Here is a 24879-nt window from a genome sequence, read left to right on the forward strand (position 1 = left end):
GTCAATGTTAAGCGGGGCCCCCTGCTCTGCGGAATGCGTTAACAGGGGGCCCCTCCTTCAGCCGTTGACGCAGCGCAGCACCGGGCGGCGCGTCAGCGCCGCCCGGTCGAGCGGGCGCGGCGCGCGCACCGTGAACACCGCGCTCTCCCCCGGCAGCAGCGTGACCAGCGCGGTGTCGACCTGCGCGGACGGGTCCAGCCGGTCGGGAAAGAGCGTCAGGTCGCGCAGCACGGTCCGGGCGGTCACCCGGACCCGCTGGCCGCCGTCCACCGGCTCGACGGTCGCGTCCCACTCCGCCGCCGGCCACGTGATGTCGCGGTCCTCGGCGAAGAACCACAGCGCCCGCTCCGCGGTGTCGCCGGCGTCCGCGACAAGCAGCTCACGGCGGGCCTCGTCCGGCCGCGCCAGCTCCGCCGGCAGCGCCAGCACCACCGAGGAGTACGCCGGGACGTCGAGGTCGACCGAGGTCTTCGCCCTCGGCTCCCCGGTGACGGTGAGCCGGGTGACCGTGGCCGGCCCGGTCCACGCCTGCCCGGTCTCGTTGACCGCGACCAGCGCCAGCCCGCCGTCGCGCGGCTGCACGGTGAGCAGCCGGTCGGCGTAGGCGCGGCGCAGCGCGTACCACAGGGGTTTGCGTCGGCCGTCGCCGTCAACGGCGGCCCAGGAGGTGACCGGCCAGCAGTCGTTGAGCTGCCAGACGATGGTGCCGGTGCAGATTGGCCGGTGGGACCGGAAGTGCTCGACGCCGAGCTGGATGGCGCGCGCCTGGTTGAGCTGGGTGTAGTAGTGCCAGTCGTCGAAGTCGGCGGGGGGCGGCAGGTGGGCGTCCAGCCCGCGCTGGAGTTTCCGGTCCCCGTCGATCGCCTTCTGGTGGTGGCTCATGCCGGGCGAGTCGTGCGCGAGCGGTTCGTCGGAGATGGATCGGCGCAGCGTCGCGTACGCGGGCGGCGCCTGGTAGCCGAACTCGGCGACGAAGCGGGGCACGTACTCGCGGTACTTGGTGTAGTCGTCGTCGTTCCAGACGTCCCAGATGTGCATCGTGCCGTGCGCCGGGTCGTTGGGGTGCCGGTCCTCGGTGCCGGACCAGGGGCTGCCCGGCCAGTACGGGACGGTCGGGTCCAGCTCGCCGACGATCGCGGGCAGCAGCTCCAGGTAGTAGCCGCGCCCCCAGGTGCGACCGGCGAGCGGCTCCTGCCAGTCCCAGTCGTGCCAGCCCCAGATGTTCTCGTTGTTGCCGGTCCAGAGCACCAGCGACGGGTGGCCGGCGAGGCGGGAGACCTGCTCCCGCGCCTCGGCCTCGACCTCGGTGCGGAACGGCTCCTCCTCCGGGTACGCCGCGCAGGCGAACAGGAAGTCCTGCTGCACCAGCAGCCCCCGCTCGTCGGCCAGCTCGTAGAAGTCGTCCGACTCGTACCGGCCGCCGCCCCAGACCCGCAGCAGGTTGACGTTCGCGCCGACCGCCTGGTCGAACCGCTGTGCCAGCCGCTCACGGGTGACCCGGTTGGGAAACGCGTCGTCGGGGATCCAGTTGACCCCCTTGACGAAGATCGGCAGGTCGTTGACGTGCAGCGTGAACGGGGTGCCGTGGGCGTCGGGGGTGGTGTCGAGGCGGACCGAGCGGAAGCCGATCCGGCGGGACGCGGCGTCGAGGTCCCGCCCGTCGGCGGCGTGCAGCGTGACGTGGAGGTCGTGCAGCGGCTGGTCACCGTAGCCGACCGGCCACCACAGCGCCGGGTCGGGCACGGTGAGCGCCAGCGCGGCGGTGCGTTCCCCGGCCGGCACGGTGACCTCGGCGGTGACGCCGGCGACGTCGGCGCGTACGGTCAGCGGCTCGTCGCCGGCCCGCTCCACGTCGACGTGCAGCTCCACCCGGCCGACGCCGTCGGAGACGGTGACCAGCGGCCGGACCGCCGCGAGCCGGGCGGTGGACCAGGCGTGCAGGCCGATCTCCTGCCAGATGCCGGCGGTGACCACTGCCGGTCCCCAGTCCCAGCCGAAGTTGCAGGCGGTCTTGCGGATGAACTGGAACGGCTCCGGGTACGCGTTGGGCCGGTCGCCGAGCCGGTCCCGGTGCGCCTGGGCGTAGCGGTACGGCGAGTCGAAGCGTACGGCCAGGGTGTTGTCGCTCGGACGCAGCAGCGCGCGGACGTCGAACCGGTAGGAACGGTGCTGGTTCTCGGTGCGCCCGACCTCGACGCCGTTGAGCGTCACGGTGGCCACCGTGTCCAGGCCGGCGCAGACCAGGTCGACCCGGTCGTCCTCACCCGGTTGCCAGGCGAACGTGGTCCGGTAGACCCAGTCGGTGTGCCCGATCCAGAGCAGCCGGTTCTCGTTGTCGTCGAGGTACGGGTCGGGGACGAGACCGGCGGCGAGCAGGTCGGTGTGTACGCATCCGGGCACCGTGGCCGGCACCTCGGCCCCGGCGATCTGCGGCGGCACCTGCGCGCCGGGCTCGGCCCGCAGCGTCCAACCCTCGTGCAGCAGCGTGGAACGGCTCACGACTTCACCGCGCCTTCCATGATTCCGCGGACGATCTGGCGTCCACCGACGAACAGCATCAGCAGCAGGGGGACGGTGGCGATGAACGCGCCGGCCAGCACCCGCCGGTAGATCACGTAGTTGCCGCTGGCCAGGTCGGAGATCGCCACCATCGAGGTCGGGTAGTCGGTGCCGCTCAACGTGATCAGCGGCCACTGGTAGTCGTTCCAGGTGGCCACGAACGTGAGCAGGCCGAGCACCGCCAGGGCCGGGCGGATCGCGGGGAGCACGATCGTCGCGTACACCCGCATGGTCGTGGCGCCGTCGACCCGGGCCGACTCGATCAGCTCGTCCGGGACGGTGTTCACGATGAACTGCCGCATGTAGAACACGCCGAACGCGGTGACCAGGCCGGGCGCGATGACCGCGAGCAGCGTGCCGTTCCAGCCGAGCTTGCCCATCACGATGTAGAGCGCGACGATGCCGAGCTGGTTCGGCACGGTCAGGGTGAGCACCACGAAGAGCATCAGCGCGCCGCTGCCCTTGAACCGCAGCTTGGCGAACGCGAACCCGGCCAGCGAGCAGAAGAACAGCACCGAGGCGGTGACCAGCGTCGACACGATGACGCTGTTGACGAGCGAGGCGGCGAAGTAGACGTCCTGGAGGGAGAAGACCTCGTCGACGTTGGTCAGGAACCGGTCGCTCGGCACGATCGCCGGTGGCAGCTTCGCCAGCGCCTCGTCGTTGCTGGTGGCGATGACGAACATCCAGTAGAGCGGGAACGCGGCGAACAGCATGCTGACCGCCAGCAGCAGGTAGGTCCAGAACCCGGCCGGCGTCTCCTGCGGGGCGCGGGCCATGGGCCGGCGCTTGCGCGGGGTCGGCGGGGAGGCAAGGGCCGTCATCTACGCCCTCCGGAGAGTCGGTTCGTCAGCAGGTAGTTGATCCCGGCGACGACCAGGATGATCAGGAACAGTGCCCAGGACATCGCCGCGGCGTAGCCGAGGTTGAGGTCCTTCCAGCCGACCTTGTAGATGAGCTGGGCGATGGTCTGCCACTCGCCGTTCGGGCCGCCGGTGGCGGCCTGGGCGTTCGGGTCGAACAGCATCGGCTCGGTGAAGAGCTGGAGCCCGCCGATGGTGGAGAGGATCACGGTGAACACGACCACCGGCTGGATCATCGGCACGGTGATCCGCCAGAGCTGTTTCCACTGGCCGGCGCCGTCGATCGCGGCGGCCTCGTAGACGTCGCGCGGGATGGACTGCATGGCGGCCAGGTAGAGCAGCGCGTTGTAGCCGATCCACTTCCAGTTGACCATGGTGGCGATGGCGATCCAGGCGTGCAGCTTGTCGGCCCGCCAGTCGATCGGGTCGTCGGCGCCGCCGATGCCGAGCAGGCCGAGCGCCCAGTTGGCCATGCCGAAGTCGCGGGAGAAGAAGACGCTGAACACCATGGTCGAGGCCACGATCGGCGTCACGTACGGCAGCAGCACGCCGACCCGCCACCAGGTCTGCGCCCGCAGTTGCCGGTTGAGCAGCGAGGCGACCAGCAGCGCGAGCAGCAGCTGCGGGACGGTGGAGAGCAGGAAGATGCCGAAGGTGTTGTAGAGCGCGTTCCAGAAGTCCTCGTCGGCGACGAGGCGACTGAAGTTCTCGACGCCGGCCCAGTAGGGCAGCGTCGGGTCGTCCAGGCGGTAGTTGCGCAGCGAGACCACCGCGTTGAACAGCAGCGGGAACAGCCCGAACACGATGAAGAGCAGGAAGAACGGCGCGATCATCAGGTACGGCATGTAGCGCATGTCGAAGCGGTACAGCCGGTTGCGCCAGGTCAACCGCCGCTCGTCGGCCCCGCGACGGCCGCGCTCCGGCGCGGGTCGGCGGCGCGGCGGCGCGGGCGCGGCACGGGTGCTGGACATCGGATCACTCCAGAGCCGAGGTGGGGGTGGACGGGTACGGCGGTGCCGGAGCGGGTCGGTCCGCTCCGGCACCGGTGGTGCGTCAGGACTTGGCGGCCTTGTCGGCCTCCTTGACCGCCTCGGTCCAGGCGGCGTCGGGCTTCAGCGACTTGTTCTCCACCCGGCGGATGACGTTCTCCACCGCGACCCGGGTCGGGCCGTTCTTCTTGCCCAGGTACTGCGGGGTGAGGCCCTGCGCCATCTTCGGGAAGATCTGGCCGACCGGGGCGTCGTTGAAGAACGGGTTCTTGAAGTCGGCGATGGCCGGGTCGGCGTAGAGCGCCGGCTGCGACGGCAGGTTGCCGACCTTCTTGAAGATCTCGATCTGCTGCTCCGGCGCGACCAGCCACTCCAGCAGCTTGTACGCCTCGTCGACATTCTTGCCCTGCTTGGGGATGGTCAGGAACGAGCCACCCCAGTTGCCGCCGCCGCCGGGCACCGCGGCGATGTCCCACTTGCCCTGGGTGCCGGGCGCGGTGTCCTTGATGTGGCCGAGCATCCACGCCGGGCAGGCGAGCACCGCGAACGCGCCGCTGGTGAAGCCCTTGTCCCAGTCGGCCTGGAAGCTGACCAGGTTGGCGGAGAGCCCACCCTGGACGGCCTTGACCGTGTAGTCGAACGCGACCTTCGGACCCTGCTCCATCTGGAGCTGCTCCTGGTCGTTGTAGAAGCCGACCTGCTGCTGCCCGAGGATCGGGTTGAACAGGTTCGTGCCGGCGTCGATGAACTTCTTCTTGGTCTTGCCGGTGTACTGCTGGCCGACCTCCAGGAACTTGTCCCAGGTGGGCCACAGCGCGGAGACCTGTTCGCGGTCGGTGGGCAGGCCGGCGGCCTTGAACAGGTCGGTGCGGTAGCACATGGCCAGGCCGCCCACGTCGGTGCCGAGACCGATCTGCGTCTTGCCGTCGGCGGACAGCGACTGCTTCCACTTCCAGGGCAGGTACTTGCTCTCGTACGACCCGGCGCCCTTGTCCAGCAGGTTGACGAACTTGTCGGACTGGCTGCGGAACTGGACCATGAAGCCCTCGTCGATCGCCGCGATGTCCGGCGCGCCGTTGCCGGCGACGAGCTTCTTCTGCAGGTCCTCGTGCTGGGCGTTGTACTCGCCCGAGTTGAGCTGGATCTTGACGTTGGGGTGGTCGGCCTCGTACTTCGTCTTGAGGTCCTGGAGGCCGAAGTCACCCCAGAAATTGATCTTCAACGTGACCTGGCCGTCGGCCGCGTCCGCGCCGCCGGTGGTGCTCTTGCCGCTACAGGCGGCGACCATGACCAGGCTGACGGCACCGACGGCGGCCGTGCGCGCCCAGTGCGTCCAGGACCGTTTCATGTCATCCTCCGCGCCAAATGGGAACGCTCCCGAGATCGAGAGACGTTGACTGAACCGGATAAGTGAGGCCACCGTACGGTTCGCTCTTTGCACTGTCAACGGCCGGTTAACAGCGAGGCCGTCCCGTAACCTTCCGGACCGGATGGGAGCGCGACCATGCGTGGTGGAGCGCTTTCCGGAGCAGTTTCGGGAGCGCCGGGATGGTGGACACCGGGCCGGATGCCCGTACGCTGAACCGCACAAGTGACCAACTGTGCGGTTCAGTCGCCGGCGGGCCGCCGCGCCGACCGGCCGACGGACCCGGTGCAGTAGCGTCACTCCCCGCCGCCACCCGGCGGCCGGAAGGCGCCCGCGAGGGCTGGACACAGTGGAGGAACGCTGCGGTGAAGCGGCCGACCATCGCCGACGTCGCTCGGCGCGCCGGGGTCTCCAAGGGCGCGGTCTCGTACGCGCTGAACGGGCAGCCCGGCGTCTCCGAGGCGACCCGCCAGCGCATCCTGGCCATCGCCGCCGAGATCGGCTTCAGCCCGAGCAGCGCCGCGCGGGCGCTCTCCGGCGCCACCGCCAAGGCGGTCGGGCTGGCGCTGTGCCGGCCTGCCCGGATACTGGGCATCGAGCCGTTCTTCATGGAGCTGATCAGCGGCGTCGAGGCGGAACTCTCCGCCCGCTCGTACGCGCTCACGCTCCAGGTGGTCACCGACCAGGAGGCGGAGATCGCGGTCTACCGCCGGTGGTGGGCCGAGCGCCGCGTCGACGGCGTCTTCGTCTGCGACCTGCGCACCGACGACCGGCGGGTGCCCGCGCTGGAGGAGCTGCAACTACCCGCCGTGGTCATCGGCGGCCCCGGGCACACCGGCACCCTGGCCAGCGTCTGGTCCGACGACGCGGCGGCCCTGGTGGAGACCGTCGAGTACCTGGTCGCGCTCGGGCACCGGCGGATCGCCCGGGTCGGCGGGCTCCCCTCGCTGCTGCACACCGAGATCCGCACCGACGCGTTCACCGATGTCTGCCGGCGGCTCGGGCTGGACGAGGCGAGCACGGTCTGGTCCGACTACACCGGCGAGGAGGGCGCGCGGGCCACCCGCCGGCTGCTCAGCTCCGCCAACCGCCCGACCGCGGTGATCTACGACAACGACGTGATGGCCATCGCCGGGCTGTCCGTGGCGCAGGAGATGGGGCTGGCCGTCCCCGGCGACCTCTCCATCGTCGCCTGGGACGACTCACCGCTCTGCCAGCTCGTGCACCCGCCGCTGACCGCGCTGGGCCGGGACATCCCGGCGTACGGGTCGCACGCCGCCCGACAGCTTCTCGCCGTGATCGCCGGGGAGCCGGTGACCGAGTTGCAGGACGAGACCGCCCACCTGACGCCGCGCGGCAGCACCGCCCCGCCGCGCCAGCGCTGAACCGGTTAAGTCAACTCCTCACCGGGACGCCGAGGGGAACTCCTCGAACCACGCCTCGACCCGCTCCGCGGTCGCCGGCCGGGCCAGCGCGAAGCCCTGGCCGTACCGGCAGCCGGCCCGGCGGGCGCCGGCCACCTGACCGTCCGACTCCAGCCCCTCCACCACCACCTCCACGCCGAGCCGGTCGCCGAGGTTCGCCACCACGTCGATCAGCGGACGCTGCCCGTCCCCGCCCGGCGCCACCAGGTGCGGGCCCACCTTGAGCAGGTCGATCGGCAACCGGCGGAGCTGGGCGAGCGAGGCGTGCTCGGCGCGGAAGTCGTCGAGCGCGGTGCGCACCCCGAGCGACCGCAGGCCGGCCAGCCGCGCCGTCACGGTGGGCAACTCCGCCCCCACCGCCGGTTCGGCCACCTCCACCACCAACCGTTCCGGCGGCACGTCGTACGCCGCCAACGCGGTCGCGGTTCGCGCCACGAAGTCCGTCGCGGCCAGCTCCCGCGGCGTGACGTTGACCGCCATCCACAGCTCGCGGCCCCCCTCCGACCAGGCGGCGAGCTGCCGGCAGGCCCGGTCCACCACCCACCACCCGACCTCACCGAGCAGGTCCAGGTCGGCCGCCACCGGCAGCAGCTCCGCCGGCAGCACGGTGCCCAGTGCCGGGCTGCGCCAGCGCAGCAGCGCCTCGGTGCCGACCGGCATCCGGTCGGCCAGCGCCACCACCGGCTGGTAGACCAGGTCCAGCTCGCCCCGGGCCACCGCGCCGGGCAGCTCCCGTTCCAGGTCGAGCCGGCGGACCAGTTGCTCCTCCAGGTAGGCGTCGTACCACTCGATCCGCTCCCGGCCGAGCTGTGCCGCCCGCCGCCGGGCCAGGTCGGCCTGGCGCAGCACGTCCTCCGGGTCGCCACCGGTGGTCTCGGCCAGCCCGACGCTGACCCGGAGCGGGGTGCCGCCCTCGGGCCGGGGGTACGGCTCGGCGAGCGCCGTCAGCAGCCGCGTGCCCAGCGCGTACGCGGGCACCGGCCCGAGGTCGGTGAGCACGGCGAACCCGGTGTCGCCGACGCGGGCGACCAGGTCGTGCGGACCGCAGCCGGCGCGCAGCCGGCGCCCCACCTCGGCCAGCGCCGGCCCGTCCGGCGGGGCCGCCTCGTCGCCGTGCACGTCCACCAGGAGCAGCGCGCCGCCGCTGCGCAGGGACAGCGCCCGCACCAGCTCGGCCCGGGTCAACAACGCCGGCTCACCGCCGTCGTCGCCCACGCCGACCAGCCGCCGCAGCCACGCCTCGCTGGCCGCGAGCCGCTCCACCCGGCGGCGTTGGTCGGCGGCGGCCAGCAGCTCACCCACCATGATCGGCGGGATGACCGCCAGGCCCAGGGCCATCGCCGCCGGGGTGAACTCGCCCGCCGTGCCCAGGTGCACGCCGGCCGCGAGCGCGGCGATGCCGGCCGGCGCGGTGAGCCGGGGCCATGCGGCCGGCGCGGCCCCGTGGTGCGGTCGCTCCCCCGCCGAGGTACGCCGGGCGCCGGCGGCGATCAGCAGCGCACCGGCCAGCACCGGCGGCGCGACTGCCGACAGCGCGCGATCCGGGGCGTCGTACGCGAGCAGCACCACCAGCAGCGCCAACCCGCCCAGCGTGAGACCGGCGCCGGCGTGGCAGCACGCGGCGCCCGGCCGACGCCGGCGTTCGGAGACCGCCGCCATGGCGAGCACGGCCAACGCCACCGACCCGCCACCGGTGGCGACCCACGCGACCGGCGGCACCGGGCCGGCGGGCAGCAGCATCCAGCCGGCGAAGACCAGGCTGACGCCGAGCGCGAGCACGTCGACGGTGCGGCGCAGCCGCTCCCGGGTGGGGAGCCGGGACCGACCCGGCAGGCGGAGCAGCGCGGCGGCGTGCAGCGGCGCGGTGAGGCCGAGCCCGACCAGCGCCACCGGCAGCCGGTGCGCCGGGTCGCTCAGCGGCAGCACCGCGACGGTGAGCCCGGCGACCAGGACGGCCGCGTCGAGAATCGCGGCGACCCGCCGGGACAGCGCCACCCGGCGGGCCTGCCGCCCGCTCGCGGCGCCCGGGCCGGGTGGGCCCGCCCGGCCGGTCGCCTCGGCCCGGCCCGGGGCGGTGGCCCGCTCGGCCGGCCAGGAGCCGCCCGCCCCCGGTACGCCGAGGCAGGTCCTCGGCCGACCCGGAACGGCGCGCGGCGTCGGATCGACGGAGCCCGGGGCGGCGTGCCTCCTCGACGGCACGGGGTCGGCGCCCGCTGCACCGCGACGCGTCCGGGCCGAGGGCAGGGGGCCTCGGGTCGGCACGGCGTGAGGTGCCGGCGCCGGCGTGGGCGGCACGCCCGCCAGCCAGGCGAGCCGGACGCAGGCGAGGGCGGAGGCGCCGGCCACGGCGAGCGCCGCGGCGGCGGGACCGGGCACGACCCCGGCGACGCCCGCCAGTAGGAAGGACATGCCGAGGAGCGACACGGCGAGATCGGGCAGCGGTGGCCGCCGGCGGGGTCCGGCGGAGGGGATGACGGGCACGGCGGTCGCCTTCGTGAGGGGGCACGGGGCGGTGCTGTTGCGGTGCGACGTGCGGGGTCGGGCAGGCACGGTCGCATCGGCGTGGACCGCTGCGGCCATGCCTAAGAACGATCCCGGAATCGGCCGGTGACGGCACGTTCTTAGTGACGCGCGTCACAATGAAGCCCAGGCAGCTCCGACCCGGGGGCGGCGCAGGGGCGTGAGCTGGTCGGATGCGATCATCGGAGCGTGAGTCGCGCCGACACCGTCCGTTTCCGTCCCAACCAGGCCATCCTGGTGGCCGCCATCGTCGCCTTCATCGGCGCGCTGCCGCTGGCCACCGCCCGGTGGTGGCTGCTCTGGGTGCTGCTGGTGCCGCTCGGGATCGGGCTGTGGGCGTGGCGGTCCGGCACCGACGCCGACGCCCGGGAGCTACGGCTGCGGGCACTCGTCGGGCAGCGACGGGTGCCCTGGGACCGGGTCGCCGAGCTGGCCGGCGACGCCCGCGGCCGGGCCGTCGTCCGGCTCGACGACGGGCAGGTGCTCGTGCTGCCCGCGGTACGCGCCACCGAACTCCCCCGGCTGGTCGCCGCCACCGGGCAGCGCCTTCCCGACGACGACACCGGTCGGGAGCAGCCCGACGACGACACCGGTCAGTAGCCGTCCACCACCCGGTTCGTCAGCTCCTCCCCGGCCACGAAGCGACGCAGTTGCGCCCCCACCAGCCGGTACGCGCGCGGCAGCAGACCGCGCACCGAGCCGGCGACGTGCGGGGTGAGCAGCACGTTCGGCAGCTCCCACAGCGGATGGTCGGCCGGCAGCGGCTCCGGGTCGGTGACGTCCAGCGCGGCCCGGAGCCGCCCCGACGCCAGCTCGGCGAGCAGCGCCGGCGTCCGGGCCACCGGCCCCCGCGCGGCGTTGACCAGCAACGCGCCGTCCGGCATCGCGGCGAGGAACCGCTCGTCGACCAGACCCCGGGTCTGCCCGGTCAGCGGCACCAGCAGCACCACCACGTCCGCGGCGGGCAGCAGGGCGGGCAGGTCGGCCACCCCGTGCACGTCCTCCTCGGGGCGGGCGGTGCGGGCGACGAGCGTGAAGCTCACCTCGAACGGGGCGAGCCGGGCGCGCACCGCCGCGCCGATCGAGCCGGCGCCGACGATCAGCACCCGCTTGCCGGCCAGCTCGTCGGTCGGGGCGACCTCGTCGTACGCCCATTCCCGGCGGGCCTGGGCGCGGGCCAGCGGCGCGAACCCGCGCAGCGCGGACAGGATCGCGCCGACCACCCACTCGGCGGTGGTCGAGTCGTGCACGCCGCGGGCGTCGCAGAGCGTCACGCCGGCCGGCATCCGGCCCGCCCACGCGTCCGCGCCGGCGGAGAGCAACTGCACCACCTCGACGTCCGGCAGGTCGGCCAGGAGCGCGCCGGCGTCCGGCCCGGCCAGGAACGGCGGCACCCAGAACCGCACCCCGGCCGGGGACGACGGGAGGCGGGCCGGATCGGTCAGCACCTCCACGGTGACGTCGGGCGGCAGTTCGCCGAGCAGGCGACGACCGTCGGGGTGCGGAATCCATGCCTTCACGACCGCCGACGATATCCGTAGCCGCAGGTCGACGCCGCGGCAGCCGTGACGAACGCCCCGCCGGGGGTCGGACACCCGTGCGACAGGGTTTAATCGGGGGCGGGACGCCGGCCGGCGTCGCGGTGCGCACGACAGGGGGGCGATGAGCGAGGACGACCCGGAGCGGAAGGCGGCGCCGATTCCGGCGCTGACCGATCCCGACCGGCTGCGGTCCCTCGACGAGACACGCCTCGACGCGGTGCCGGACGAGGCGTTCGACAGGTTCGCGCGGCTGGTCGGCGACCTGCTCGACGTGCCGGTCGCGCTGGTCTCCCTGGTCGACGCGGATCGCCAGTTCTTCCCCGGCGCGACCGGGCTGCCGCAGCCCTGGGCCAGTCGCCGGGAGACGCCGCTCAGCCACTCGTTCTGCCAGCACGTCGTCGACATCGAGATGCCGATGGTGCTGCCCGACGCCCGGCTCTACCCCCGGGTGCGGCTGAACCTCGCCATCGAGGACCTCGGCGTGGTGGCGTACGCGGGCATGCCGCTGACCGACCTGGAGGGGCGGGTGCTCGGCTCGCTCTGCGCCATCGACAGCAAGCCCCGCGCCTGGACCAGGGAGCAGTTGCGTACGCTCGCCGACCTGGCCGCCGCCTGCTCGTCGGAGTTGCGGCTGCGGATCGCGGTCCGCAGCGCCGAACAGGCCCGCCGCCGCGCGGAGGAGGCCCACGACCGGCTCGCGATGCTGGCCGGCATGAGCGAGATGCTCGGCGGCACGCTCGACGTGGCCACCGCGGTCGACCGTCTGGCGCACGCCATGGTGCCGCTGTTGGCCGACTGGTGCCTGATCACGCTGGTCGACCCGGCGGGCCGGCCGCGCAGCGTCACCGGCGTGCACCGGGACGGGGAGCGCCGCGCCGACCTGGCCCGCTTCGCCACGCTGCTGGCCACCGGGCTCGGCCCGGAGTCGCTGATCCGCTCGGTGCTGCGCTCCGGTCGGCCGGTGATGCGCGGCGCCGCCGGCATCGAGGACGTGGCGCGCGGCACCACCCGCCCGGAGCTGGTGCCGCTTGCCGAACGGCTCGGCATCGGCTCGCACCTCACGGTGCCCATCACCGCCGTCGGCGACCGGGTGATCGGCGCCGTCACGCTTGTCAACCGCGCCGGCCGGCGCGGGTTCGACGCGAGCGACCTGCGGACCGCGCAGGACATCGGGGTACGCGCCGGCCAGGCGGTCGGCAACAGCCGGCTCTACGGCGAGCAGCGGCACGTGGCCGAGGTGCTCCAGCACAGCATGCTGCCGGTGCTGCCGAGCGTGTCCGGGATGGAGCTGGCCGCCGGCTACCTGCCGGCGGCGGACCGGGTCGAGGTCGGCGGCGACTGGTACGACGCGTTCGTCCAGCCCGACGGCGAGCTGATCGCCGCCATCGGTGACGTCGCCGGCCACGACATCGAGGCCGCCGCCACCATGGGCCAGTTGCGGAACCTGGTCCGGGGCAACGCGTACGGGCGCGACGATCCGGTGGAGGAACTGGTGGCCAACCTCGACCGGGCCATCGGCGGGCTCCGGGTGCCGACGGTCGCCACCGCCGTGCTGGCCCGGGTCCGCCCCGGCGACGGTGGGCTCCGGATCCGCTGGTGCAACGCCGGGCACCCGCCGCCGCTGCTGATCCGCGCCGACGGCACGGTGTCGGTGGCGGAGGGGCGCGGTCCGCTGCTCGGTCTGGTCCGTCCGCCCCGGCGCACCGGCCGGACGCTGACGCTCGCGCCGGGCGACACGCTGCTGCTGCACACCGACGGTCTGATCGAACGCCGGGACCAGCCGATCGACGAGGGGCAGGCGGAGCTGCTCGACCGGCTCGCCGCCGACGGTCCCGACGTGCCGCTGGCCGCGCTCTGCGACCGGCTGCTGGCCACCGCGCACCGCCGCGAGGACGACGTCGCCGTGCTCGCCCTGCGCGCCGGCTGAGCGGCCGGCCCGCACCGCGTCGTCCGGCCCGGTTCGCCGCCGTGTGCGGCTACGCTGGGCCGGGTGAGCCCGCGACTCCCGTACCCCCGCGCCCACCGCCTCCGGACGGTGCTGGCGGCGTCCTGCGCGGCGCTGCTGCTGGGCACCGCCGGCTGCGCGCTCGGCGAGCCCGAGCCGGACCCGGCCGGCGAGCCGCCCAACCTGCCGACGCCGTCGAGCACGGCCAGCCCCGGCGGGGCGAGCCAGCAGGTGGTGGCCACGGTGCTGGCGAAGGGGCTGGCGGTGCCGTGGGCGATCGCGTTCCTGCCCGACGGCGCGGCGCTGGTCACCGAGCGGGACAGCGGGCGGATCGTCCAGGTCGGCCCGGAGTCGGGGTCGGACGGGCTGGCCGTCCGGCCGGTGCAGACGGTCCCCGGCGTGGCGGCCGGCGGTGAGGGCGGCCTGCTCGGCATCGCCGTCTCGCCGAAGTACGCGCAGGACCGGATGATCTTCGTCTACTACACGGCGGAGGCCGACAACCGGGTCGCGAAGCTGCGGCTGGGTCAGACGCCCACGCCGATCCTCACCGGCATTCCGAAGGCCGGCAACCACGACGGCGGCGGCCTGGGTTTCGGCCCGGACGGCTTCCTCTACGTGAGCACCGGGGACGCCGGGCGCACCGCGAACGCACAGGACCCGAAGAGCCTCGGCGGCAAGATCCTCCGGATCACCCCGGACGGCAAGCCGGCCCCGGGCAACCCGACCGCCGGTTCGCCGGTGTGGTCCTCGGGGCACCGCAACGTGCAGGGCTTCGCCTGGATGCCGGACAAGCGGATGTACGCGGTGGAGTTCGGCCAGAACACCTGGGACGAGATCAACCAGATCAACCAGGGCGGCAACTACGGCTGGCCGCAGGTCGAGGGGCGCGGCGACGACAACCGCTACGTGGACCCGGTCGTGCAGTGGCGCACCGCCGACGCGTCCTGCTCCGGGCTGGCCGCCGTGGAGCGGCTGCTGGTGGCCGCCTGCCTGCGCGGGCAACGGCTGTGGCTGGTCGAGCTGGCCGGCAACGGGACCGTCCTGGGCCAGCCGCGCGAGCTGCTCACCGGCCGGTACGGTCGACTGCGCGCCGCCGCCGTGGCGCCGGACGGCTCGATCTGGGTGAGCACCTCGAACCGGGACGGCCGGGGCCGGCCGGCCGCCGAGGACGACCGGATCCTGCGGCTCGTCCTCGCGGACGGCGGCGCCGGCCGGAGCTGAGCCGCTTCGGACAGGTTTGCCAAGATCACGCACTGGGCAGGTCAGGATTTCAGCATGGACGGCCAGGAGAACGAAGAGCAGCGCGCCGGGAACCCGACGTCCCCGGCGACCGGACGCGCCCGCCGCCTCGCGGCCTGGCGGCCGGGCCACCGGCTGCGCCGGGTCGGCGTGGCGCTGGCGCTGCTCGCGGTCACGCTCGGCGGCATCGTGGTCGGCACGTACGCCGGCGGCCACGTCGGCACCGACATCGGCCCGTTCCGGGCGGAGCTGAAGCTCAGCCCGTCGCTGAGCGGCGGCACCACCGTCGACATCCCGCCGTTGGGCGCGTTGCTGCTGGACAGCCACGACGGGCCGGCGTACCTGACCGTCGAGGTGGGCTCCCTGGACCAGCGACGCACCGAGGCGCTCATCGACGATCCGGCGAGCATCAGCCGGGCCAGCCAGTCGGCGGTGCAGGACGTCCGGGACGGCGTGATGCGGCTCGGCCTGCGGACGCTCGCCGCGGCGGTGCTGGCCACCCTGATCCTGGCCGGGCTGGTCTTCCGCGACGTGCGGCGGACCGCCTGGGCCGGCGGGTTGGCGCTGGTCATCACCGCCGGCAGTCTCGGCCTGGGCGCGGCCACCCTGCGGCCACAGGCGATCGAGGAACCGCGGTACGAGGGGCTGCTGGTCAACGCGCCCGCGATCGTGGGTGACGCGCGGCGGATCGCCAACGACTACACCAAGTACGCGGAGCAGCTCCAGCGGTTGGTCGGCAACGTCAGCAAGCTCTACACCACGGTCTCGGCGCTGCCGGTGGTGCAGCCGTCCCCGGGCACCACCCGGGTGCTGCACGTCTCGGACATGCACCTCAACCCGACCGGGTGGCAGTTGATCCGCACGGTGGTCGAACAGTTCGGCATCGACGTCGTGATCGACACCGGCGACCTCACCGACTGGGGCAGCGAGCCGGAGGCGTCCTACGTCGGCTCGATCGGCCTGCTCAAGAAGCCCTACGTCTACATCCGCGGCAACCACGACTCGCCGCGGACCGCCGCGGCGGTGGCCCAGCAGCCGAACGCCGTGGTGCTGAACAACTCGACCACGACCGTGGCCGGGCTGACCATCGCCGGCATCGGCGACCCGCGGTTCACCCCGGACAAGGAGACCTCGCCGGCCGGCAGCGGACTCACGTCGGCGGTGGCCGACCAGGTGATCGGCGCCGGCGAGCAGCTCGCCGCCACGGTGGAGAAGTCACCGCGGAAGGTGGACGTGGCGCTGGTGCACGACCCGGCGTCGGCCGGGCCGCTCTCCGGCACCTGCCCGCTGGTGCTCTCCGGGCACACCCACGCCCGCCAGGTGTCGAAGCTGCCGCAGGTGCCGGGCGAGCAGCCGACGACGCTGATGGTGGAGGGCTCGACCGGTGGGGCCGGGCTGCGCGGGCTGGAGGGCGAGAAGCCGACGCCGCTGGCCATGACCGTGCTCTACTTCGACCAGCAGAAGCTGCTCCAGGCGTACGACGAGATCACCGTGGGCGGCACCGGGCAGTCGCAGGTCAACCTGGAACGGCACGTCATCCGGGACCCGGCCAAGGGCGACGAGGTGCCGGTCACCCCGACGCCGACCCGCGGCGCCCCGGAATCAGGGTCGCCGAGCGCGACCCCGGCACCGACCCCCAGCTGACCGCACCGGCCCGTTACTTTTCGTGACGGCGGCATCGGGACGGTTGTCGGCCTGCGCCCCCTTTGCTCTGCAGCCATCGACGCAGCAGGCACCGAGTGTCACCGTACCGGCGACCGGCACCGCGCGACGGCCCCGACCTGCTCGCAGGTCGGGGCCGTGCTGCGGATATGGCTGCAGAGCAAAGGCCATGCGCGGTGCCACAATCGCTCCGCTCGGCCAGCACGCTGCGCGACGACGCCCGCCGCTCACGCTCCGCCACCGCGCGGCCCGCTCACGCCTCACCACGGCGCCGTGTCGCCGACGCCACGCAACCGTCCGGCCGGGTCAGCGCAACGCGAGCGCGGCCAGCGCCGCGTTGACGATGCTGCCGGGCAGCAGGTCGTGCAGCTCGTACAGCTCCCGGACGGTGCCGGACTGACCGAACTCGTCCACCCCGAGCGGCACCGCCGGGGCGCCGACCGCCGAACCGAGCCAGGCCATCGCGTGCGAGGCCGCGTCCTGCACGGTCACCACCGGCACCCGGTCGGCGAACGCCGACCGCAGCGCGCCGGGCACGCTCGGCACGGTGGCGGTCCGCACGCCCTGACGCAGCGTCCGCTGCCACGCGCGGTAGAGCCGGTCCAGGCTGGTCACGTCCACCACGTGCGCCGCCACCCCCTCCTCCGCCAGCTCCGCGGCGGCGGCCAGCACCTCCGGCAGCACCGCGCCGGAGGCGGCGAGCTGCACGACCGGGGCGTCCGCCAGATCCGGGTACGCCTGGTGCGCGTCGACGAGCCGGTACGCCCCGGCCACCACCTGCCGGCGCAACACCGCGTCACCGAGCCGGGCCCGCGCCGCCTCGAACGGCGCCTGGTCGATCGGCCGGGTGCTGAGCCGGAAGTAGTAGGCCCCGTCCTCGGCCGGCGCGGCCGTGACGGCCGGCGCGGCGCCGCCGGCGATCTGCCCGAGCGCGTCGCAGAGCAGCCAGTCCAGGCTGCCGGCGTACGCGGGTTCCAGGAACGTCACCCCGGGCAGCTCCAGGCCCACCGACGCGGTGATGGTGGACTGGTGCGCGCCGCCCTCGGGCGCCAGCGTGATGCCGGACGGGGTGCCGGCCACCACGAACCGGGAACCCGAGTAGGTGCCGTACAGGAACGCGTCGAGCCCGCGCAGCACGAACGGGTCGTAGACCGTGCCGACCGGCAGCAGCGGCTGGCCGGACAGGTCCCACGACAGGCCGAGCTGGCCCAGCAGCAGGAACAGGTTCATCTCGGAGATGCCCAGCTCGATGTGCTGCCCGGCGGGACTCTCCGTCCAGCGCAGCATCCGGTCCTCGGTCCACGAACGCTGCTCGGTCGGGGCGAACACACTTGTCTTGTTGATGAACCCGGCCAGGTTGGTCGAGGTGGCCACGTCCGGCGCGGTGGTCACCAGGTAGGGCGCCACCTGCGGGTCACGGGCCAGGTCGACGAGCACCCGGCCGAACACCTCCTGGGTGGAGACCGGCTTGTTCGCGCGTACCCGGGTCGACTCCGGCACGGTGACGCCCAGCGCCCGCTCGCGCGGCGCGCGGGACAGCGCCTCCCGGCGTTCGCCGGCCCAGATGCCGGCCGGGGACGCCGGGTCGAGGCGGTCCCACTCGGTCTCCGCGGTCAGGCCGTGGGCCGTCCGCAGCGCGGCCACCTGTTCGGTGCTCAGCAGCGCCGAGTGGTTGCGCGGGTTGCCGGCGATCGGCAACCCCCAGCCCTTCACTGTGTACGCGAACACCACGCTGGGCCGGTCGGTGACCGCGTCGCACTGGGCGTACGCGTCGAGCAGCGCCTGCGCGTCGTGCCCGCCCAGGTCGGTGACGAGCGGGCCCAGCTCGTCGTCCGGGACGTCGGCGACGAACGCGGTCACCTCGTCCGGCGCGCCGTCCAGGAACTGCTTGCGCAGGACCGGCCCGGCCAGGCCGAACAGCGACTGGTACTGCTCGTTCGGCATCCGGTCGATCCAGTCGCGCAGCGCCGCGCCGCCCGGCCGGGCGTACGCCTCGGCGAGCCGGCGGCCGTACTTGACCTCGACGACGTGCCAGCCGGCGGCCTCGAACTGGCCGCGCCACTGGTTGATCCGGATGCCGGGGACGACCCGGTCCAGCGACTGACGGTTGAAGTCGACCAGCCACATCACGTTGCCCAGGCCGGTGGTGGCCGGGTCGGCGACCGCCTCCCAGATGTTGCCCTCGTCCAGCTCGGCGTCGCCGATCAGCGCGATGAAACGGGAGTGCGGGCGCGCGCCGAAGTGCGCGTCGACGTAGCGGCGGGTGACGGCGGCGAACAGCGGCGCGGCGGCGCCCAGACCGACCGATCCGGTGGAGAAGTCCACCTCGTCCGGGTCCTTGGTCCGCGACGGGTACGACTGGAGCCCGCCCCGGGCGCGCAGCTTCGGCAGGTAGGACCGGTCCAGGTTGCCGAGCAGGTACTGGATGGCGTGGAACACCGGGGAGGCGTGCGGCTTCACCGCGACCCGGTCCTCGGCGTCGAGGTGCTGGAACCAGAGCGCGGTCATCGCGGTCACCAGCGACGCGCTCGACGCCTGGTGGCCGCCGACCTTCACCCCGTCGCCGGTGTCCCGGTCGTGGTTGGCCGCGTCGACGATGCGGGTGGCGAGCCAGAGCACCCGGCGCTGGATCTCGTCGAGGACGTCCTCGTTCACGCTGTCTCCATCCGGGCGTCGCCGTTGACGCCCTCGGTGTGGGGGTGAGGTGTTAGGAAGGGCCCCCTCTTATGCACCAGGCGTTAAGAAGGGGCCCTTCCTTGCACGTCAGGCAGCGCCGAGGCGCTCCAGGATCAACTCGCGGACGGTCTTGGCGTCCGCCTGGCCGCGAGTGGTCTTCATGACGGCGCCGACCAACGCGCCGGCCGCCGCGACCTTGCCGCTGCGGATCTTGTCGGCGATGGCCGGGTTGGCCGCGATCGCCTCGTCCACGGCGGCGGTGAGTGCGCCGGTGTCCGAGACGACCTCCAGGTTGCGGGCGGTCATGATCTCGGTCGGCGAGCCCTCGCCGGCCACCACGCCCTCCAGCACGGTGCGGGCCAGCTTGTCGTTGAGCTTGCCGGCGTCGACCAGGCCCTGAAGCTCGGCCACCTGCGCCGGGGTCGCCCCGATGTCGGCCAGCTCCACGCCGGTCTCGTTGGCGCGCCGGGACAGCTCACCGAGCCACCACTTGCGGGCCGCCGCCGGGGTGGCGCCGGCCGCCACGGTGGCCTCGATCAGCTCCACCGCGCCGGCGTTGACCACCGACTGCATGTCCAGGTCGGAGAGGCCCCAGTCCTGCTGGATCCGCTTGCGGCGCAGCCGCGGCAGCTCCGGCAGGGCGGCCTTCAGCTCGGCCACCCAGGCGGTGTCCGGCGCGAGCGGCACCAGGTCCGGCTCCGGGAAGTACCGGTAGTCGGTGGCGGTCTCCTTGGACCGGCCCGACGTGGTGTCGCCGGTGTCCTCGTGGAAGTGGCGCGTCTCCTGGACGATCCGGCCGCCCGCGTCCAGCACCGACGCCTGGCGCAGCATCTCCGAGCGGACCGCCCGCTCGACCGAACGCAGCGAGTTGACGTTCTTGGTCTCGGTCCGCGTGCCCCACTCCGCGCCGGGCAGGTTCAGCGACGTGTTGACGTCGCAGCGCAGCGAGCCCTCCTCCATCCGGACGTCGGAGACACCGAGCGAACGGATCACGTCGCGCAGCTCGGCCACGTACGCGCGGGCGATCTCCGGGGCGAGCGCACCGGTGCCGGGGATCGGCTTGGTGACGATCTCGACAAGCGGGATGCCGGCCCGGTTGTAGTCGACGAGCGACTCGGTGGCGCCGTGGATGCGGCCGGTGGCACCACCGACGTGCAGCGTCTTGCCGGTGTCCTCCTCCAGGTGCACCCGCTCGATGCCGATGCGCACCAACTCGCCGTCGACGTCGACGTCCAGGTGGCCGTCGAAGCAGAGCGGCTCGTCGTACTGGCTGATCTGGAAGTTCTTCGGCATGTCCGGGTAGAAGTAGTTCTTCCGGGCGAACCGGCACCACTCGGCGATCGAGCAGTTCAGCGCCAGGCCGATCCGGATGGTCGCCTCGATGGCCGCCTTGTTGGCCACCGGCAGCGAGCCGGGCAGGCCCAGGCACACCGGGCAGACCCGGGTGTTCGGCTCGCCACCGAAGTCGGTCGGGCAGCCGCACCACATCTTGGTGTTCGTGCCCAGCTCGACGTGGGTCTCCAGGCCGATCACCGGTTCGTAGCGCGCGACGACCTCGTCGTACGCGGGCAGTGTCGTCGTCATCTGCTCCTGCCTCACAGTGCTGGTGGGGTGAACGCGCCGACGCTGGACTCCAGTGCGGCGGCCACCCGGTACATCCGGTCGTCGGCCATGGTCGGCGCCATGATCTGCAGACCCACCGGGAGCCCGTCGGACAACCCGCACGGCACCGAGATGGCCGGACCGCCGTAGAGGTTCGTCGGGATGGTGAACAGGTCCGCCAGGTACATCTGGTACGGGTCCGAGGTGCGCGCGCCGATCGGGAACGCCACGAACGGCGTGGTCGGCGAGATCAGCGCGTCCACCTGCTCGAACGCGCTGGTGAAGTCGCGCGTGATCAGCGTGCGCACCTTCTGCGCCTGGCCGTAGTACGCGTCGTAGTAGCCCGACGAGAGGGCGTACGTGCCGATCATGATGCGCCGCTTCACCTCGGGGCCGAAGCCGGCCTCGCGGGTCAGCGACATGACCTCCTCCAGCGACCGGTTGCCGTCGTCGCCGACCCGCAGGCCGAACCGGACGCCGTCGAAGCGGGCCAGGTTGGAGGAGCACTCGCTCGGCGCGATCAGGTAGTAGGCCGGCAGCGCGTACTTGAAGTGCGGGCAGGAGATCTCGACGATCTCGGCCCCCAGCTTGGCCAGCGCCTCGACCGACTCGCGGAACGCCGCCATCACGCCCGGCTCGGCGCCCTCGCCGGTGAACTCGGTGACCACGCCCAGCTTGACGCCGGTCAGGTCACCGCTCGCGCCGAGCTTCGCCGCGCCCACCACGTCCGGCACCGGGGCCGGGATCGAGGTGGAGTCGCGCGGGTCGTGGCCGCCGATCACCTGGTGCAGCAGCGCGGCGTCGAGCACGGTACGCGCGCACGGGCCGGGCGTGTCCAGCGACGAGGAGAACGCCACCAGGCCGTACCGGGAGGTGCCGCCGTAGGTGGGCTTCGCGCCGACGGTGCCGGTGACCGCGCCGGGCTGACGGATCGAGCCGCCGGTGTCCGAGCCGATCGCCAGCGGCGCCTCGTACGCGGCCAGCGCCGCCGCGCTGCCGCCGCCGGAGCCGCCCGGGATGCGCTCGGTGTCCCACGGGTTCCGGGTCGGCCCGTACGCGGAGTACTCCGTGGACGAGCCCATCGCGAACTCGTCCATGTTCGTCTTGCCGAGCATCACCGTGCCGGCGGCGCGCAGCCGCTCGACGATCGTCGAGTCGTACGGCGGACGCCAGCCCTCCAGGATCTTCGACCCGACGGTGGTCGGCACGCCCTTGGTGGTCAGCACGTCCTTGACCGCGACCGGGACGCCGGCCAACGGGCCCAGCTCCTCGCCTGCGGCGCGGCGCTCGTCCACGGCCCGCGCGGCGGCCAACGCGCCGTCGCTGTCGACGTGCAGGAACGCGTGCACCCGGTCGTCGACGGCACCGATCCGGTCCAGGTGGGCGCGGGTGACCTCGACCGCCGAGGCGTCACCGTTGGCGACGAGGCCGGCGAGGTCGACGGCATTGAGCCTGGTCAGGTCGGTCACGATGCCACATCCTCGTCCAGGATCCGCGGAACGCGGAACCGCTGCTCCTCGGCGTCGGGCGCACCCGACAGCACCTCCTGCGGGGTCAGGCTCGGCGTCACCACGTCCTCGCGGAGCACGTTGGTCAGCGGCACCGAGTGGGAGGTCGGCGGGATGTCCGCCGCGGCGACCTCGCCGACCTGCGCGACCGACTGGAGGATCACGTCCAGCTGGCCGGCGAACAGGTCCAGCTCCTCCTCGGTGACGGCGAGCCGCGACAGTCGCGCGAGGTGCGCGACCTCCTCGCGGGAGATGGCGGCCATCGGGTGCCCCCTTCGTGGCTGTCCTTCAGACGTCTGCGTGTGCCGGCCGCGCGCCTGACGGAGCACGATGACGCGCGGTGACCGGAGCGAGTCTATTGTCCCGCCGTCACGACGACGCCTTCGACTCCCCCTCCGCCGCCGGCCCGCCCCGCCCGTCGCCGTCCACCGCGGTCGGGCGGACCGGGCGGTAACGCGACAGCCAGGCGATCAGGTCCTCGGCCGGCATCGGCCGGGCGTGGAACCAGCCCTGCGCCACGTCGCAGCCGGCGGCGTGCAGCAGCCGCCAGGTGCGCTCGTCCTCCACGCCCTCGGCGACCACCCGCAGGCCGAGCGCGCCGGCCAGCTCGATCATCGAGCGGACGATCGCCGCGTCGTCCGGGTCGTCGGCCATGCCCAGCACGAACGACCGGTCCACCTTCACCTCGGACAGTGGCAGCCGGCGCAGGTGCTGGAGGGAGGAGTACCCGGTGCCGAAGTCGTCGAGCGCGATCCCGACGCCGATCCGGTGCAGGTGGGTGATGCTGGCCAGCACCCGACGGGGGTCGGCCATCAGCGCGCCCTCGGTGATCTCCACCTGGAGCCGCTCGGGCGGGACGCCGTACCGGGTCAGCCGGTCGGCGATCTGGTCGGCGATCTCGCCGGTGTGCAGGTCCCGGACGCTGACGTTGAGCGCGGCCCGCAACGTGAGCCCGGCCGCGGACCACTTGGCGAGCTGCTCCACCACGTCGTCCACCACCCGGCGGGTGAGCAGCCGCATGACCGCGCTCTGCTCGGCGACCTGGATCAGCTCCCCCGGGTCGACCATGCCCCGGCGCGGGTGCCGCCAGCGCAGCAGCGCCTCGACGCCGACCACCTCGCCGGTGGCGATGGCGATCTGCGGTTGGTAGTACATGGTGATCTCGCCGGCCTCCGCGGCCGACGCGGCCGTGGTCTCCGCGAGCCGCGCGGCCGGGGCGGCCTCCACGGCGGGTCCGCCGGCCGGGGTCGACGCGACCGACGCAGCCGGCGCTACCTCCGCCGACGCCGGTGGGGCCGCCGTCGGTGCGGCCGACGCCGGTGCGGCCGACGCCGACGCGGGGTCACCGCCGGGACGGACCGGCTCGGGGACCCGGTCGGCCCGGCGGCGGGTCGGGTCGGCGCCGGTCAGGATCCGCTCGATCAGGTCGTCGTCGGAGCGCGCCTCGACACGCTCACGACGCCACCGGAGGCGCCGGCGGGCCGGGTGCGCCGGCCGGGCGGCGGGCAGACCCGGCGTCAGCGCCGCGCCGTCCCCGCCGCGCACGCCCACCGGCTCACCGGAGGGCGACGGCGAGGACTCAAGCACCCGGCGCAGGTCCGCCAGGAGGCTCAACCGCTCGGCCGAGTTGTGATCGGACTCCGGCGCGTAGACCGCGACCGTGTCGGTGCGGTGCTTGGCGTCGTACATGGCCACGTCGGCGTGCCGCATCAGGGTGGCGAAGTCCTCGCCGTGCTCGGGGAAGAGCGCGACGCCGATCGAGCCGCCCACGTCCAGCGGCAGCCCGTCCAACGGCACCGGCTCGGCCAGCGCGGCGACCACCCGGTCGGCCCGCTCCCGGGCCTCCTCGACGCCGGCCAGCCCCGGCACGACGATGGCGAACTCGTCGCCGCCGAGCCGCGCCACCATCTCGTGCTCGCCGACCACGTCGATCAGCCGGGCGCTCACCTCGACCAGCAGCCGGTCCCCCACCGCGTGGCCGAGCGCGTCGTTGACGTGCTTGAACCGGTCCAGGTCGAGCAGCAGCAGGGCCACGTGCGCGTTCGGCTCGCCCCGGGCGGCCCGCTCGGCGTGCAGGTGCACCTGCTCGACCACCTCGCTGAGCAACGCCTTGCGGTTGGGCAGCCCGGTCAGCGGGTCGACGTCGGCGAGCTGTTCCCGCTCGGCGGAGAGCCGGGCCATCCGGTAGACCGCGAAGAGCGGCACCAGCACCAGCGGGATCAGCGCCGCGCTGGCCCGCGCGGCGGCCACCAGCACCGGCGCGAGCAGCAGCAGCGAGCCGGTGGAGAGCAGCTCGTAGGCCAGCCCGAGCCGGACGTTGGGCCACCACCGGTCCCCGAAGCGCAGCCGGATGGCGGAGTTGACCAGCCCGTAGTTGACCGCGAACCAGGCCACCGTGGCGCCGCCCACCGCTGCCACGTCCGTCCAGTGCAGCCGGCCACCGCCGAACAGCTCGCCCGGACCGAACCGGGTGACCGCGTACGCGGCGGCCAGCGCGCACGCGTACTGGGCCGCGTTGAAACCGGTGCGCCAGGCGGCGTACCCGAGACGCCAGCCGGAGACGGCCACCGCCACGGCCTGCACCGCCACCGCCGGGCCGAGACCCCAGCCGAGCAGGATGGCGAAGGTGAAGCAGGTGGACGGGAAGACCGCCGAGGTCTGCCGCCGGCCGGGCGGGACGAACGGGCGGGCGTCGCAGGCGACGGCGAGCGCCGCCATCGTCCAGAACGCGACCGGCAGCTCGGTCAGCCGGCCGGGCAACGCGGCAAGCGGCCCGACCGAGACGAGCAGGGCGACGACGCCTACCGCACCGACGAAGCCGAAGAACGGCCCGGCCCGCCCCGGCGGGACGGAGTTGCGCGGGTCGTCGGTCGCCATCGCACCTCCCGGGCACGGTCCTGGCGCGCGCCGTCACGCGCCGTACGCCAATGAAACGCCCTACGGACCGCTTTCCCCGACACGACAGTCACGAATCGGTGCTAGTCG

General features: G+C 73.6%; 16 protein-coding genes. 5 read left to right on the forward strand and 11 right to left on the reverse strand.

Features of this window, described 5'->3' with window-relative positions; all coding sequences use genetic code 11:
- Positions 1-57 precede the first annotated feature (57 nt).
- The 4 genes from ACZ6O5_RS08310 to ACZ6O5_RS08325 form a co-directional block, all read right to left on the reverse strand.
- The gene (locus ACZ6O5_RS08310) at positions 58-2499 is read right to left on the reverse strand and encodes a glycoside hydrolase family 2 protein (RefSeq protein WP_465975407.1); all 2442 of its coding nucleotides are present in this window, start codon (positions 2497-2499) and stop codon (positions 58-60) included.
- On the reverse strand, positions 2496-3383 hold the full coding sequence (locus ACZ6O5_RS08315) for a carbohydrate ABC transporter permease (RefSeq protein WP_465975408.1): 888 nt from the start codon (positions 3381-3383) through the stop codon (positions 2496-2498). The genes ACZ6O5_RS08310 and ACZ6O5_RS08315 overlap by 4 nt, the downstream gene beginning before the upstream one ends.
- Positions 3380-4393, reverse strand: a complete 1014-nt coding sequence (locus ACZ6O5_RS08320; protein WP_465975410.1) for a carbohydrate ABC transporter permease — start codon at positions 4391-4393, stop codon at positions 3380-3382. Before ACZ6O5_RS08320 ends, ACZ6O5_RS08315 begins: the two co-directional genes overlap by 4 nt.
- 82 nt (positions 4394-4475) lie before the next feature.
- The gene (locus ACZ6O5_RS08325; protein WP_465975412.1) at positions 4476-5759 is read right to left on the reverse strand and encodes an ABC transporter substrate-binding protein; all 1284 of its coding nucleotides are present in this window, start codon (positions 5757-5759) and stop codon (positions 4476-4478) included.
- A 383-nt stretch (positions 5760-6142) separates the two neighbouring features.
- Here ACZ6O5_RS08325 and ACZ6O5_RS08330 point away from each other — a divergent pair, with 383 nt between their 5' ends.
- Positions 6143-7162 carry a LacI family DNA-binding transcriptional regulator gene (locus ACZ6O5_RS08330; RefSeq protein ID WP_281935863.1) on the forward strand — a complete coding sequence of 340 codons (1020 nt, stop codon included), beginning with the start codon at positions 6143-6145 and terminating at the stop codon, positions 7160-7162.
- An 18-nt stretch (positions 7163-7180) separates the two neighbouring features.
- On the opposite strand, the gene ACZ6O5_RS08335 is transcribed toward ACZ6O5_RS08330, so the two are convergent.
- Positions 7181-9682: a putative bifunctional diguanylate cyclase/phosphodiesterase gene (locus tag ACZ6O5_RS08335; RefSeq protein WP_465975414.1), complete on the reverse strand. Its 2502-nt coding sequence runs from the start codon at positions 9680-9682 to the stop codon at positions 7181-7183.
- 228 nt (positions 9683-9910) lie between these two features.
- Here ACZ6O5_RS08335 and ACZ6O5_RS08340 point away from each other — a divergent pair, with 228 nt between their 5' ends.
- Positions 9911-10321, forward strand: coding sequence for a PH domain-containing protein (locus ACZ6O5_RS08340; protein WP_465975416.1), 411 nt, complete (start codon positions 9911-9913; stop codon positions 10319-10321).
- Here the strand turns inward: ACZ6O5_RS08340 and ACZ6O5_RS08345 are convergent.
- Positions 10315-11241, reverse strand: coding sequence for a 2-hydroxyacid dehydrogenase (locus ACZ6O5_RS08345; protein ID WP_465975418.1), 927 nt, complete (start codon positions 11239-11241; stop codon positions 10315-10317). The genes ACZ6O5_RS08340 and ACZ6O5_RS08345 overlap by 7 nt on opposite strands.
- A gap of 142 nt (positions 11242-11383) precedes the next feature.
- Here ACZ6O5_RS08345 and ACZ6O5_RS08350 point away from each other — a divergent pair, with 142 nt between their 5' ends.
- From ACZ6O5_RS08350 to ACZ6O5_RS08360, 3 genes are all read left to right on the forward strand, one after another.
- Complete coding sequence (locus ACZ6O5_RS08350) at positions 11384-13189, forward strand: SpoIIE family protein phosphatase (RefSeq protein ID WP_465975420.1); 1806 nt, start codon at positions 11384-11386, stop codon at positions 13187-13189.
- A 63-nt stretch (positions 13190-13252) separates the two neighbouring features.
- Entirely contained in the window at positions 13253-14428 is a 1176-nt protein-coding gene (locus ACZ6O5_RS08355) for a PQQ-dependent sugar dehydrogenase (RefSeq protein ID WP_465975421.1), read from the forward strand.
- Positions 14429-14482: 54 nt separating this feature from the next.
- Positions 14483-16090 carry a metallophosphoesterase family protein gene (locus ACZ6O5_RS08360; protein ID WP_465975423.1) on the forward strand — a complete coding sequence of 536 codons (1608 nt, stop codon included), beginning with the start codon at positions 14483-14485 and terminating at the stop codon, positions 16088-16090.
- Positions 16091-16414: 324 nt separating this feature from the next.
- On the opposite strand, the gene ACZ6O5_RS08365 is transcribed toward ACZ6O5_RS08360, so the two are convergent.
- The 5 genes from ACZ6O5_RS08365 to ACZ6O5_RS08385 form a co-directional block, all read right to left on the reverse strand.
- Positions 16415-18763: a transketolase-like TK C-terminal-containing protein gene (locus tag ACZ6O5_RS08365; protein WP_465975425.1), complete on the reverse strand. Its 2349-nt coding sequence runs from the start codon at positions 18761-18763 to the stop codon at positions 16415-16417.
- A 108-nt stretch (positions 18764-18871) separates the two neighbouring features.
- Positions 18872-20368, reverse strand: coding sequence for an Asp-tRNA(Asn)/Glu-tRNA(Gln) amidotransferase subunit GatB (gene gatB, locus ACZ6O5_RS08370; protein WP_425789643.1), 1497 nt, complete (start codon positions 20366-20368; stop codon positions 18872-18874).
- 11 nt (positions 20369-20379) lie between these two features.
- A complete protein-coding gene (gatA, locus tag ACZ6O5_RS08375; protein ID WP_281935879.1) occupies positions 20380-21855 on the reverse strand; it encodes an Asp-tRNA(Asn)/Glu-tRNA(Gln) amidotransferase subunit GatA in 1476 nt (491 codons plus the stop codon).
- On the reverse strand, positions 21852-22157 hold the full coding sequence (gene gatC, locus ACZ6O5_RS08380) for an Asp-tRNA(Asn)/Glu-tRNA(Gln) amidotransferase subunit GatC (protein WP_465975427.1): 306 nt from the start codon (positions 22155-22157) through the stop codon (positions 21852-21854). Before gatC ends, gatA begins: the two co-directional genes overlap by 4 nt.
- Positions 22158-22263: 106 nt before the next feature.
- Positions 22264-24771, reverse strand: a complete 2508-nt coding sequence (locus tag ACZ6O5_RS08385; protein ID WP_465975429.1) for a putative bifunctional diguanylate cyclase/phosphodiesterase — start codon at positions 24769-24771, stop codon at positions 22264-22266.
- Positions 24772-24879: the final 108 nt, after the last annotated feature.

Source organism: Micromonospora sp. NPDC049201 (assembly GCF_055586805.1).

Bases quoted from the DNA above. Each gene is read 5' to 3' on its own strand.
- ACZ6O5_RS08315 (WP_465975408.1), bottom strand. From the start codon at position 3,383: ATGACGGCCCTTGCCTCCCCGCCGACCCCGCGCAAGCGCCGGCCCATG.
- ACZ6O5_RS08320 (WP_465975410.1), bottom strand. From the start codon at position 4,393: ATGTCCAGCACCCGTGCCGCGCCCGCGCCGCCGCGCCGCCGACCCGCG.
- ACZ6O5_RS08325 (WP_465975412.1), bottom strand. From the start codon at position 5,759: ATGAAACGGTCCTGGACGCACTGGGCGCGCACGGCCGCCGTCGGTGCC.
- ACZ6O5_RS08350 (WP_465975420.1), top strand. From the start codon at position 11,384: ATGAGCGAGGACGACCCGGAGCGGAAGGCGGCGCCGATTCCGGCGCTG.
- ACZ6O5_RS08360 (WP_465975423.1), top strand. From the start codon at position 14,483: ATGGACGGCCAGGAGAACGAAGAGCAGCGCGCCGGGAACCCGACGTCC.
- gatB (WP_425789643.1), bottom strand. From the start codon at position 20,368: ATGACGACGACACTGCCCGCGTACGACGAGGTCGTCGCGCGCTACGAA.
- gatC (WP_465975427.1), bottom strand. From the start codon at position 22,157: ATGGCCGCCATCTCCCGCGAGGAGGTCGCGCACCTCGCGCGACTGTCG.
- ACZ6O5_RS08385 (WP_465975429.1), bottom strand. From the start codon at position 24,771: ATGGCGACCGACGACCCGCGCAACTCCGTCCCGCCGGGGCGGGCCGGG.